Source organism: Wolbachia endosymbiont (group A) of Therophilus tumidulus, assembly GCF_964277345.1.
Classification (GTDB): Bacteria; Pseudomonadota; Alphaproteobacteria; order Rickettsiales; family Anaplasmataceae; genus Wolbachia; species Wolbachia pipientis.
In genome coordinates this window covers 552987-565358 of the sequence record NZ_OZ195515.1, presented here as the reverse complement: position 1 = coordinate 565358, position 12372 = coordinate 552987, and the positions used below count along the sequence as shown (strand labels likewise).

The 12372-nt window shown below is 38.4% G+C and carries 12 protein-coding genes and 1 pseudogene; 3 read left to right on the top strand and 10 right to left on the bottom strand.

Annotated features, from left to right (window positions below; genetic code table 11):
• Positions 1-122 precede the first annotated feature (122 nt).
• The 10 genes and pseudogenes from ACICQD_RS03030 to ACICQD_RS02985 all read right to left on the bottom strand — a co-directional run bounded on the left by ACICQD_RS03030 (position 123) and on the right by ACICQD_RS02985 (position 8304).
• On the bottom strand, positions 123-1241 hold the full coding sequence (locus ACICQD_RS03030) for a S49 family peptidase (RefSeq protein WP_395461547.1): 1119 nt from the start codon (positions 1239-1241) through the stop codon (positions 123-125).
• Positions 1238-2656, bottom strand: coding sequence for a phage portal protein (locus tag ACICQD_RS03025; protein WP_395461546.1), 1419 nt, complete (start codon positions 2654-2656; stop codon positions 1238-1240). The genes ACICQD_RS03030 and ACICQD_RS03025 overlap by 4 nt, the downstream gene beginning before the upstream one ends.
• On the bottom strand, positions 2647-3264 hold the full coding sequence (locus ACICQD_RS03020; RefSeq protein ID WP_395461545.1) for a glycoside hydrolase family 25 protein: 618 nt from the start codon (positions 3262-3264) through the stop codon (positions 2647-2649). The genes ACICQD_RS03025 and ACICQD_RS03020 overlap by 10 nt, the downstream gene beginning before the upstream one ends.
• A gap of 38 nt (positions 3265-3302) precedes the next feature.
• Positions 3303-3701, bottom strand: coding sequence for a type II toxin-antitoxin system RelE/ParE family toxin (locus tag ACICQD_RS03015; protein WP_395461544.1), 399 nt, complete (start codon positions 3699-3701; stop codon positions 3303-3305).
• A 1-nt stretch (position 3702) separates the two neighbouring features.
• On the bottom strand, positions 3703-3924 hold the full coding sequence (locus ACICQD_RS03010; protein WP_395461543.1) for a hypothetical protein: 222 nt from the start codon (positions 3922-3924) through the stop codon (positions 3703-3705).
• Positions 3914-5743, bottom strand: coding sequence for a phage terminase large subunit family protein (locus tag ACICQD_RS03005; RefSeq protein WP_395461817.1), 1830 nt, complete (start codon positions 5741-5743; stop codon positions 3914-3916). The genes ACICQD_RS03010 and ACICQD_RS03005 overlap by 11 nt, the downstream gene beginning before the upstream one ends.
• Complete coding sequence (locus ACICQD_RS03000) at positions 5740-5985, bottom strand: hypothetical protein (RefSeq protein WP_395461542.1); 246 nt, start codon at positions 5983-5985, stop codon at positions 5740-5742. The genes ACICQD_RS03005 and ACICQD_RS03000 overlap by 4 nt, the downstream gene beginning before the upstream one ends.
• The gene (locus ACICQD_RS02995; protein ID WP_395461541.1) at positions 5985-6482 is read right to left on the bottom strand and encodes a hypothetical protein; all 498 of its coding nucleotides are present in this window, start codon (positions 6480-6482) and stop codon (positions 5985-5987) included. Before ACICQD_RS02995 ends, ACICQD_RS03000 begins: the two co-directional genes overlap by 1 nt.
• Before the next feature lie 16 nt (positions 6483-6498).
• Positions 6499-7725 (bottom strand): DNA modification methylase, encoded by a 1227-nt coding sequence (locus tag ACICQD_RS02990; RefSeq protein ID WP_395461540.1) that lies wholly within the window; start codon positions 7723-7725, stop codon positions 6499-6501.
• A gap of 109 nt (positions 7726-7834) precedes the next feature.
• Positions 7835-8304, bottom strand: a pseudogene (locus ACICQD_RS02985) (crossover junction endodeoxyribonuclease RuvC).
• A gap of 302 nt (positions 8305-8606) precedes the next feature.
• Between ACICQD_RS02985 and ACICQD_RS02980 the strand changes: the two are divergent.
• The 3 genes from ACICQD_RS02980 to ACICQD_RS02970 all read left to right on the top strand — a co-directional run bounded on the left by ACICQD_RS02980 (position 8607) and on the right by ACICQD_RS02970 (position 11618).
• Positions 8607-8954, top strand: coding sequence for an IS630 transposase-related protein (locus ACICQD_RS02980; RefSeq protein WP_155968342.1), 348 nt, complete (start codon positions 8607-8609; stop codon positions 8952-8954).
• 19 nt (positions 8955-8973) lie between these two features.
• The gene (locus ACICQD_RS02975; protein WP_155968340.1) at positions 8974-9465 is read left to right on the top strand and encodes an IS630 family transposase; all 492 of its coding nucleotides are present in this window, start codon (positions 8974-8976) and stop codon (positions 9463-9465) included.
• Positions 9466-9548: 83 nt separating this feature from the next.
• Entirely contained in the window at positions 9549-11618 is a 2070-nt protein-coding gene (locus tag ACICQD_RS02970) for an AAA family ATPase (protein ID WP_395461539.1), read from the top strand.
• Positions 11619-12372 lie beyond the last annotated feature (754 nt).

The window sequence follows — 12372 nt, the reverse complement described above, 5'->3', positions numbered from 1 at the left end:
TTTAGTTTTACCGCCATGTTTGATACGCGGCGGTTATAGTTGTGGTGCGTTTTAGCTACCGCGGTGTTTAAAGTTCTGCGGTATAAGATATATAACCTTATAATTGGTTATTCTGGCGCGTTTTAGCTACCGCGGCGTTTATTATTCCGCGGTAAAAGATAGATTGCTCTATTCTGGCGTGTTTTGGCCACTTCCATCATTAAATCTTCTGATGAACTTTGTGGTATTGTACTCAAAATCTCTGTCTTCTTCGTTCTCTCTGCTAGTATCGACATTAATATCTCTTGCGCTTGTTTTGCATTGACATCCTGTTCGATAAATTCTCCTATTTTCTCTGGCATCTTTGATAAATTACATAATCTTATCACCTCTAATACTTCTTTACGGCAGCTCTCGTACCCTAAACATCTTCCTTGCTCATCAATATCTATTGCTTGTTCTTTTATCTCAGTTTTAGTCATATTACTCCTATAATTGTCAAAAAATTCTGAAAATGTCGTAATTCCATCAGCAAGTCCAATCTCTATTGCTTTTTCCCCAAAATATAGCCCTGCTTCCGTTGATTTGATTGTTTCCGTGGACAAATTTCTGTTTCGTGCTATGAGCTGGACAAACATCTCATATAGTCGGTCTACTTCCTCTTGTAAGCTTTCCACACTTTCTGATGTTATTGGCTCATGCGGATTTAAATCGTTTTTTCGATTCCCAGCAAACACTGCGGTATATTTTATTCCCTGTTTTTCATCAAATCCACTTTGATCTATATGACTTGCTATTACTCCTATGCTTCCAACTCCTGAAGTTCTCGTTACCAATACTTTTTTAGCACTTGATGCAATTGCATACGCCGCAGAATACGCATCATCATTCGCTATTGCTATTATCTTTCTTTCACCCCTCGCTTTGTAAATAAAGTCAGCAAGGTCGAATAAACCGTTTACTTCCCCTCCTGGGCTGTCTATGTTCAAAATTATTGTTTCTACTTCTTCATCTATTAAAGCTTCTTCTATCTCTTCACGTATCTTCTCATACGATGTCATCCCTAAAATATCGTCAAAAGCTTCTGAATTCTTCGTTAAGATTCCATGTATCGGTATGACTGCTATTCCCTTTCTATTATTTCTTATTGCGTGTTTTATGTTTTTGAAGATCGGCTGCTTTTTTGCATATAATGACAATAGATCAAAACTTCTTTGCTCCATCATTACCGGTCTATTCAGCCACATTGCTTGTTGTTTCATGTCATTTCCGCAAAACTACTTTGTACATCAGAATCAAAACTTAATCCCAATTCACTCGCACGTCTTTGATCTTCGGCAATTTCTTGGTCTATTTCCTCTACATCATAACCCAGTTCTGAAACCACTTCTGACCTGCTCTTAAACCCATTCCTTACCGCCATTTGCTGTGCTTGCTGGTCTTTGAGTGGATCTACGTAAGCACACCCTTGCGGTATCCATTTTACCTCTTCTTTTCCCCCTTTTTTTTCACCTATGTCCAGTTCTCCAGAGAGTAGTGCTAATTCTAGCCACCTACTCCATACTGGCCGGCAAAGCTGAAATACTACCACGTTATGCTGTAACATCGCGCACCTCCTACGAAACTCTATTAACCCAGCTCTTATTGATGAATAATTGACACCACTTAGATCTCCTGTTAGCTGCTCGTAAGTTATTCCCATGCCTACTGCTATTGCTCTGAGCTGCTGTTTCATGAATGCTTCATAACTTCCTCCAACATCAGATGGTTCTGAAAATTTTATGTCCTCTCCCGGGTCTAAAAGTTGCATAGTCCCAGGTTCAAGACCAGATAATGCTACCCCTTGTTCATTACTCTCTCCTTCTCCCATGATGTTCGCTTCAGGATCAAGTCTCGTAATAAATCCCGCAAACATCGCTGCAGTCTTTTTTCTGACTAATTCCGCATCATCGTATTGATCAAGTTCATAGAGCTTTAACAGTACTGTAGAAAGCCACGGTACTCCTCGAATCTGCCCAGGTCTTAGTGGTCTGTAGATATGTAAAACATCATTTGCTGGTACTCTCACTGATTCGCCAAACGAGCCTTCACCTGGATGTTCTCTAAATAGGTAATACGCCTCTCTTTGCCCCAATCGGTTAAATTCAATGCCGTTTCTAATTACATTACCGTTGGCAAGGGTTTGATTGCTCTTATTGTCTAAATGCTCTGATTCAAGTACTTGCAGTTGCAACGGCACACAAAGACCATCTTCTCGTTTTCTTGTTCGGAGTCTTACAAAACATTCTCCTCCTTCAATCACGCTTCTGCACACCAATGCCTGCAGTCCATAAAAATCACTTATTCCGCTACTGTCTGCTTCATCTGTCCATCTCAGCCACAACTCTTGCACTTTTTTCCGAAACTCTGCATCCTTTGCCTTTGACTGCGGCTTTATTCCTGTCCCAACGCAATTACTCACTATCGTATCGATTATGTTTGCTGCATAGGAGTTCTTTCTCACCATATCACGTGAACGACTACGTAAGTGCTCAAGGCTCTGGGAAAGTAAGCTATTTATACTTCCTGACTCTGGTTGAAAGTGCAATAATCTTCTGCCAGATCCAGCTCCATCCCACGCTGAACCTTTAGGCTTTGGTGGTTTGCGGAATAATTGTTTAAATGATTTCAATAACATCCTGACACCCAAAAGTCCTTTAATTCCTCTAACGTGCCGTTGAATTTATTTCTATCACATGGTCCGATTCCTTCTACTTCACGAGGCTTTTTCCCACTTTTGCCGTCAGTGTATTGCCATATAACCCATTTTTTCCATCCTTTTGGTAATATTGGCCTTACTCCCCACCTTGCTACCCACAGTGGACATTTCATTAAAATCGGCGTTGCGAAATCTTTTAGAAAATAAGCACTTCCATAAATCAGTGGTAAACGTCCTGTGACTTCATGGACCTTATCAACAAAGTCTTCCGCTTGTTTTGGTGTTATGTTTTTTCCATCTCGGTTTTCTTCAATGTCAAGCGCTAGCAATACTTTAGAATCATTTCCAACTGTTTCCAGAAAATGATCGGCTTGGTCTTTTCCGTTTTCTCCTACTCCAAAATGGTATGCTCCCCACATCAAACCTTCTTCTTCAGCGGTTTTTCTTCTTTCCGCATACGTTGGATCTATATACCTTATACCTTGCGTTGCTTTATGAATAACACCTAAAATCCCATCTTCTTTTGCTAATTTAAAGTCTACACTTTGATTCCAGTGGGAGAGATCTACAATTACATTTTTTATCATTTGGGGCTCCTAACAGGTTGCTGCACTATTTAACACTCTTAATCTTTCTTTAATTTACCACGTAATGGTATGCCAGCTTTCAGCGGATCAGTTGTAAGTTTCTCTTCTATTGCCTTTATAATTCTCGATCTTACCGTTGGCGGTATAGCTGGAAAATCTTTTTCAAGAACATCTTTTAAATACGCGATTTCGTACTTTTGTTTACCTTCTTCACTCAGATAATACCTCATCACGTCTTCAGTTCTAATTAACTCTTCACCATCAGCATCTTGTTTTTCAATCATTTTTGAAAATTCTATGTCTTCTTCAAGTGCTTCCGTTACCAGGTGTACTAACATTTCTTCCACAGTCCTGTTGTCAATTTCCGCTATATCCTTCAGATATCGAGCCAATTCACCTTCAAAACTTACGGTAACATTTAACTTTTCTTGATCCATTTTATATTCCCTTACTCGTTGAAATAACAATCTTTCTCTTCGGCTTCACACCTGCGATTTTCAATTCAGATTTTATGCGTTGTCTTAAGTCCAATAGATCTTTTATCTGTACTTCTCCATACCTAACCACATGGTCACCATATGCAATTGATACTACTCTTTCTCCGCTCTGTAGCTTCTTTATCGCTTCTTCTACTTGTGCTAAGTATTCTTCACTGTACATTTTTCTCGCTTAGCCACTTGCTCTTTCTTACTCTTTTTGACTTTTTAGCTTTTTCACCTACTAAACTCTCCCACTTACTCTCTGGCCATCTATCTATTCCTAGTGCTATTGATGCTGCTCTTGCGTAAACTCTGCAATCTAGTACTTCATTTCGGTCTCTTATCTTTTGCCATTCTTGTTTGGTATACCCTTTTACTACCTTGGTAATTAGTTGTTCTGCAGTAAGTTGCTTAAAATATTCAGGTGGATACTCTGGAAAATGACAATACCCCGGCCCGTTTTTTAAAACATTAAGTAGCTGAAAAAGCTCGGACTTCAATATCGATACCCCAACTGGCCACAGCTTTATTCCTCTCTTTAGCTTTTGTCCGCCAACTGTTACATCTACTCTACTTGGGCTGCTCAGTGGCACTAGCGCTTTGTTTGCCCCTTTTACTGCCATCACTCTTCCAGAGCCTTGGTGACCTCTTACCCAGTTGTATACCTCTTGTGTTGCATACCCAGCATCAACCGCCATCATACTTATCATATATTCAAGCCCATTTTCACCGATAAAATGATGATTCAAAAGCTCTGAAAGTTTTTCCCATACTTCTCCACTTCCAGTATCACCTTCTAATACCTGATAGTCTATTGACCAACTTTCACGACCCATACCCCATGCTACTACTTCTGCTTCTAAGCGGTCTTTTTGTACATCAACCCCTGCCGTTAACACTATTTTTCCACCTTTTGGCACCATGCCTATCGGAAAATTTTCTCGACGCTCAAATAGTTGCTTCCAGTCTGGTACTTCTCCCTTATCTACCCAGGTTTCTCCGAGTGTTGTATTTATCCAAACTTTCAGTAATTGTTCATTTTCCTTTGCATGCAGGTAATCTTCTACTGCTTGTTTCCAGCTATACCAACCAACTGGGCTATACAAGCTCGATAAATGAAACCCTTTTTTTGCCTCTTTTTTTCCTTCCTCCCTAGTTGCTCTCCATTCACCTCTAGCTAGCATCTCTGTTTTCTGATGATTTTTTATTTCTCCCCTACACTCTATGCAAACGTAGTGGGCTGTTGAGGGTTCTTTATCTTTCCACTTTATCTGTGGCCATTTCAGCACCTGATAGTGATCACAATGTGGACAAGGTACAAAAAAGTATCGTTTGTCTGAACTCTCAAATTCCTTCTCTATTCTGCTTATTCCATGAATCGTCGGTGTTGAAACTAAAAAGATTTTTCGCCGCGTAAATGTATTAGTTCGGGCTATGCTGAGTAAAACTGGATCTCCTTCTCCTCCTGAATCTCCTGGATATGCATCTACTTCATCTAAAAAAAGATATTTTACCGGCATAGAGCGCAGACCCACTGGACTGTTGGCACCTGTTACTACTACCGTTCCTCCCGGAAATTCCTTACTTTGTACAGTATTGCCTGAATCTCTCGACCTTGGATCTTTTATTTTACTCCTTAAACATGGCGTATCTTCAATGAGCGGCGCAAATCTTCCCTTTGACCAACGCTTGCCCATTTCTACTGTTGGCTGTACTACCAGCATAGGACCTGGTGTTTGGTCGATAATATAGCCGATCCAGTTATTTCCTGCCTCTGTTCCTCCTATCTGCGCTCCTTTCATGAATATTACTTTTTCAGCCGATGAAGATGGTGACAGCGAATCCATTATTTCTCTAAGGTACGGCGTTCTCTCTGTTCTCCATTTCCCTGGCTCTGATGATGCTATCGTTGAAAGTTGACGATTTCTATCTGCCCACTCTGATACTTTAAGTAGCGGATCTGGCTTTAATCCTGCATAAAAGCTACTGCTATATATCACACCATTACCTGCCAAAATTTTGCTACATTTTCTACTTCCATATCGGTAAAAGTAGAACTTGGTTGTTTACAGTGGATATCAGTTGCGTCTTTAGCAAAACAACTTAGAATAATGACTGCAATTATTCCAGCATATGCTGTAGAAATAGAGATGCTTATAGCTATTGAGCCTATTATTATAAGGCATCTACTAATTTTCTTTAATAATTTTAAATTGTTTGAATATAAATTAACAGTAGTCATTAAAATGTATTTTTCGATAATTCTTCAAGTGCATTGGTAATCTCTTCTGTTAACGTTCTATGGATCTTTTCTGTGTCGTTCATCGATGCCAGTAATGCTGATACTCTGTCTGGGATATTTAAAAGATTATTTCTTACCACTCTTGCAACGTTAAATGCTTCAGTCTTTACTTCTTCTACTGAGATAAGTTCACCAATTTCAGCTTTTGCTTTTGCCTCGAGCAGTCTTCCCCGCTCCATTTCATTTTTTATCCTGGTTTTTAGCAGCATCGTAGAGAGCTCACTGGTGTTTCCCCTTTTTTCCTCAATTTCTCTGCCTTTTCTCCTCAGTGGTTGACTTGGATCTCTAATTGCTTCTATTGCTCTATTTGCTTGTTCTCGGTCAATTAATCCATCTTTCAGCTCAACTATTCCTTTCTTTACTAAATAACAGACATATTGCTTGGCAAACCCTTGTTCCCTTGCCCATTCTGTTTGTGTGATTTTTCCTCCTTCCACTTTTTTCTCCCTTCTTTTACCGTTTTTCTTCTTGAATTTGGGCAAAGGTTTTGCCAGTATTGGAAAGTATCGCTTCTCTTCCCGTGTATACTTGCCAACGCTTTATCGTTACATCTACGAAGGCAGAATCAAGTTCTATGGTTCTGCATATTCTTCCTGTTCTCTCACATGCAATTAATGTACTTCCAGAACCACTAAATGGATCAAGAACTATGTCTCCTGGTCTACTGCTGTTTACTATCGCTCTCTCCATTAACTCCACTGGTTTCATCGTTGGATGTAGTGAGTTGTACGTTGGCTTGTCGTGAAACCAGAGATCACTTTGATTACGTCCTCCATGCCACTCACGTTTATTGCCGTTTTTCCAACCGTAGAGTATTGTTTCGTATTGTCTTTGATAATCAGATCTTCCCAGTGTAAAATGATTCTTCGCCCAAATGATAAATGTCGACCAACGACCACCTGCTTCTTCAAATACCTTTTGCAAGGTCGAAAGCTCAGATGATGATGCACAGATGTAAATTGCACCTTTGGTGTATGCTAAAATGTGAGTACAAATGTCATACAGGAACAATTCGTAATTTTCACCTTGATTGTCGTTTAGTATTTTTTTGTCTTCTCTTTCCTGACTGTCACCATATGCTACGTTATATGGAGGGTCACACACGGTAATATCTGCCATTTTATCGTCCAGTACCGCTTTAAATGATTCAACCAGACAACTATCACCACAGTAGATTCGATGACCACCTAAAATCCATAGATCCCCTGGTTTCGACACTACTGACTTTTTATCAACCAATTCCACTCCCTCTTTTTCTCCTCTTTCTACCTCTCCATCAATGTTGTCGAGAAAACGTTGGACTTTTTCCAGCTCAAACCCAGTCATTTTAAGGTCAAACTCCAAGTCTTCTAACTCTTGAATTTCCAACTTCAAAAGATCATCGTCCCACTTTGCCCAGTTAGCTGATTGATTTGCTAGTAACCGAAAAGCTTTGGTTTGGGCTTCACTTAAATTATCACTGAGCACCACTGGAATACTTTCCATACCCAGTTTTCTTGCTGCTTTAAGCCTTAAATGACCATCTACCACAGTGCCATCGCTTTTTGCAACTATCGGAATACGAAAACCAAATTCCCGAATAGAGGCGCACATTCTGTTTACTACATCATCGTTCTTACGAGGGTTACGATCGTATTCGACAAGATTTTCAACGGGGTAATAGTGTATTGCTAAGTTCATATTAGTGGAAGGACTTGTTAAAAAGTTAATAATCAAAATACGTCTGACGCTAGAGAGGACCCGGGGTTTCGCGCCCAAATCAGCCTGGCTGGCGGGAAGGACCCACTTTCTATAGGATGTTTAGCATATTAAAATCTTTACTAAAATTATTAACATAGAACATCATGCCAAAGCATCCCCCTCATTATCATCTTGAGGAATAAACCCTTTTCCCTTTACAGCTTCAATAACTTCACCCTTACTTGCATTGCCTTTGCCCGTGATAAAACGTTTTATGGTCTTGACAGGTACACCTTGATAAGGTATATTGTTTTCCTCGCACCACGCTGTTAAATGAGCTAGAAAGCCTCCGTAGCAATGAGCAGCATCAGTTCCAAGGTGTCTTCTTACTTCTTCAAAATACACTGCTTCAATATCTGAAAATCTTTCCCTCATCTCATTGAGCCACCTACGAAAATTTAAGAAGTGCATTCCACCTCCACTAAAGCGGCTACCATGAAAATTTTCACTGCCACTTTGGATTACTCCATCTGTAAGAATAGCCCAACCTGTCTGTTTGCCGAGGTCTAGTGTTAGCATTTGCTATTATTTAAAACTATGAGTAGCACTAAATATCGTTTGGCTCCTCAAATGTACTATCAAAAAGCGGTTTATAGTTTTTTTGTTGGCCAACAACAGGAATCTCATGCTACCCCATCAGAGAGATATGCGTTTCATTCCCCCCTTAATAATATAAGTTCAACTTTTTTCGAAAAAGTGTTCAGTTTTTTTTTAAACTTCTCTTGTTTCATCAATAAACTCACCAGAAAATTTTATAAACTCTTGCAATATAGTACTTCCCAAAGTAAATGATAAAGGTATAATAAGCTATTTGAGTTATAATGGCGTATAGTGTGGATTTAAGGGAAAGGGCAGTATCGATGATAGAAAAAGGGAAGTCAAAGGTTGAGGTGGCAGAGCTTTTGGAGATAGGAATAGCAACTCTGTACCGCTGGTTAAGAAAGAAAGCCGCTGGTGAAAGCCTAAGGCCATCGAAAAACGGCAGCTTTATTCGAAAAATAGACCCAAAAATACTCGAAGAATATGTTAAAAAGAATCCAGATCATACGCTGGCAGAGATGAAACAAAATCTTGGATTTGGAATAAATTCAATTTGGTATAGGCTGAAACAGCTAAGAATTACTTTAAAAAAAAGTTACACTATATCAAGAGCGCAATCAAGAAGATAGGCAGCGATTTACCGATAAAATCTCAAAAATAGACCATTCCAGCATCTTATATATAGATGAAGCAGGAGTTGATAATAGGTTATACCGAGAGTATGGACGTGCTCCAATAGGAAAGAAAATTTATGCAGATATTCCAGGAAGAAAACGAGAGAGAATCAGTATAATAGGCGGGTGGATTGGAAAGAGATTTATTGCACCAATGACTTTCAAAGGTGGGTGTGACAAAGAGGTATTCAATACATGGTTAGAGAAGATGTTATTACCTAAATTGCCACATGGTACTACAATAGTTATGGACAATGCCACATTCCATAAAACTCCCAAAACAAAGGAGTTAATAGATAATGCTAGATGCCGTTTGCTCTATCTACCAACATATTCACCAGATTTGAACCCTATAGAGCATTGTTGGAATACCATCAAAAGCCGCCTCAGACCTTTAATGCATAAATATACAGACTTACAACTTTTGGTTGGTAATACCATAATGGAAATTTATCATTCATTTTAGAAAATACTATAGTTGCAACTGCTGCACGTGGACACTTCTCCAAAAAATATTGAACTATATTAATTAAGGCAACTGGAGAGTTTATGAATATTTCATATGCACAAAACTATTCTTCAACAAAAGAGACAGCAGATCTAAAAACACAGCTTTTACAAAACATCAGATCTTGTCTTTCGTATTTACTACCTAATGGAACTTTTTGCAGAAATGAGTTTCAAGTAGGTGATATCTGGGGTAATAAAGGAAAAAGTTTAAGAGTAGAGCTAAGTGGCAGTAAAGCCGGATTGTGGAACGACTTTGCAACAGGAGATGGTGGTGACATTATCGATCTTTGGGCGGCTGTGCATAGAAAAAACGCCAAAACAGAGTTTTCTGAGGTAATGGTTTCAATAAGTGAATGGCTTGGAAAGAAACATACTAGAGAGAGAAGAAGTATCAAAGATCTAGAACAATACATGACTTGTAGTTGGAACTACTACGATGAGAACAACCAAGTTATCGTCATAGTCTACAGATATGATCTACCTGAAAGAAAAAAAGAATATCGTCCTTTTGATGTTAAAAAGCTGAGTTTTGGCGAACCGGATATAAGGCCACTCTACAACATTCCAGGTATTCTAAAATCTAATAAGATTATTCTGGTTGAAGGAGAAAAATGTGCAGAAGCGCTCATAGAGAAAGGAATTACTGCAACAACAGCAATGTTTGGAGCAAATGCACCTATTGATAAAACAGATTGGACACCGCTTAAGGGTAAAAATATTATTATTTGGCCAGATAATGATGAAGCAGGTAAAAAATATGCTAAAAATGCTAAAAAAAAGCTTTCAGAGCTTGGAGTTGCATCACTTGTTGTTCTTAATATTCCACAAAATAAACCGAAAGGCTGGGATGTTGCAGATGGTGTGTTAGAGGGAATAAATGTTTCGGAGTTCATCGGAAAAAAATCTACCAAACAGCCACTGAAAATTTTGGACTGGAGTATAGGTCGTTACTTAGGTCAAGCACCAATACAAAGATTTCTTGTTGATGGTTTATTTCCTTTAGGTGTTACCTCAATAGTAGCTGCAATGGGAGATACCGGCAAAGGTATGCTTCTTCTTGACTTAGCGCTTAAGGTTGCAAGTGATATAGATCAACTATGCGGTTTTGGTCCTTTGGTTACTGAGCATGGATCAGTAGTGATTTTTTCAGCAGAAGATGATGCAGATGAAATACACCGTCGCCTTGATCGTCTTGATCCTGAGGGTAAAAGGGCAGAATATCAGGATAGGTTGTTTATTGTGCCAATGCCAAATACAGGGGAATCTTTTTCTGTAGTAAAAACTAATATGCGTGGTAAATGTCCTGAAACTTCAGAAAAATTTGAAGATATTAGGGAACAATTAACCTCAATTAACAACTTAAAACTTATCATTTTTGATCCATTAACATCATTTGTACATGCTGATATAAATGCAGATCCAGAGATGGGATGGTATACAATGGGGTTACTTGCGAGTTTAGGAAGTGAAACAGGAGCAGCTATAATTGTAGCACATCATATGAGAAAACCTAAATGTGGTGGGCCAATCACAACTGTGGAACAAGCAAGAGAGGCGATAAGAGGAACTACTGCACTTGTTGATGGTGTAAGGTGTTCTTTTGCATTATGGCCTGCCTCTGCGGAAAATCAGAACATTGTATTTGAGACATTCAAGATAAATAAAGTTAATAATGCAGTATATCAAGGAGCAATAGTTAAATCCAACGGATCAACAGATAGGAGTATAAGAACTTACTTACGTTCTTCAACTGGTTTGCTTGAGGACATATCTGAGGAATTTAAGCTTAAAAAATTATCTGATGAATACTTGAAGAAGATACTTGTGCAAGCTATTGCAGTTGCAGCAGAAGAGGGACATCCTTTTACGCACACAGGTGGGCCAGGAGTATTCAAACAGCGGCATAGATTACCAACTGCATTTCATGATGTTAGTAGGCATAAACTTGAGCATTTAGCACAGATCTTATTAAATGAAAATAAGGTGGTAAAAGGTATGGCCACAGACTCAAAAGAGGATAAATGGCTTGATATTGCAACTGGTCCTTTTGCAAGAGGCGAAGGCGAATTTAAGCTCGGTGCAGGAAAGTTTGAAATAGCTAACTCCTAAAAATCCACTTTTAAAAATTTTTCTACTCTTTTGTGGGCTTTTTTTGTCTCTCTAAAAGCAACAGAAAAAATGGATTCCGCATATACCCAATTTCCACCATTTCCGGAGAATTTACCAAGTTTTGGAAATGAGAGTATATTGCGGCTAACCTATTGAAATTCGGCAACTTTTTGCTACTCAATGTAAAAAATGTTATGTTTCCATTTCCAAAAAATTTAGTCAATTTGGTAACACTCAAACCCGCCAGACTGGCTGCTTTCCAATTTCCGAAAACCTATATATTATATAATATATGTAAATATTATACATACATATAATATAAATAATAATAAAAACTAGTAAGAATAGAAATAAATTACTAAGCAAAATTTCATAAAAACTATTAAGAGAACTTTCAGAAAAGAACAAAGGGAAAGAAAAAGCCCGTAATTGCGTTTTAAAGCGATTCTATGATCTTAGGATAAAATATACCACTCTGACCTAACCAACGCTTGTAACACCCTTTAAAAGGCAAATAAAAGGTATCCCTAATGATTCCATTGGTGCAAATAAACTTATACATAAGTTTAACGTCATTTTTATTCATTGTAAAGAAAAAAATTATATGAAGGCCTTATTGAGAAATTTCAGTACTTTCCAAAACGGAAATAACTCAAACAGTATGAAAACATCTATAAGTATGTCTGAACAAATTTTGCACATTGGGGATGTCTCAACAAAAAACACCTGAATATCAGTAGGTTAATTTTTCTAC

Bases quoted from the DNA above. Each gene is read 5' to 3' on its own strand.
- ACICQD_RS03025 (WP_395461546.1), bottom strand. From the start codon at position 2,656: ATGTTATTGAAATCATTTAAACAATTATTCCGCAAACCACCAAAGCCT.
- ACICQD_RS03020 (WP_395461545.1), bottom strand. From the start codon at position 3,264: ATGATAAAAAATGTAATTGTAGATCTCTCCCACTGGAATCAAAGTGTA.
- ACICQD_RS03030 (WP_395461547.1), bottom strand. From the start codon at position 1,241: ATGAAACAACAAGCAATGTGGCTGAATAGACCGGTAATGATGGAGCAA.
- ACICQD_RS02970 (WP_395461539.1), top strand. From the start codon at position 9,549: ATGAATATTTCATATGCACAAAACTATTCTTCAACAAAAGAGACAGCA.
- ACICQD_RS03010 (WP_395461543.1), bottom strand. From the start codon at position 3,924: ATGTACAGTGAAGAATACTTAGCACAAGTAGAAGAAGCGATAAAGAAG.
- ACICQD_RS03015 (WP_395461544.1), bottom strand. From the start codon at position 3,701: ATGGATCAAGAAAAGTTAAATGTTACCGTAAGTTTTGAAGGTGAATTG.
- ACICQD_RS02980 (WP_155968342.1), top strand. From the start codon at position 8,607: ATGGCGTATAGTGTGGATTTAAGGGAAAGGGCAGTATCGATGATAGAA.
- ACICQD_RS02990 (WP_395461540.1), bottom strand. From the start codon at position 7,725: ATGAACTTAGCAATACACTATTACCCCGTTGAAAATCTTGTCGAATAC.
- ACICQD_RS03000 (WP_395461542.1), bottom strand. From the start codon at position 5,985: ATGACTACTGTTAATTTATATTCAAACAATTTAAAATTATTAAAGAAA.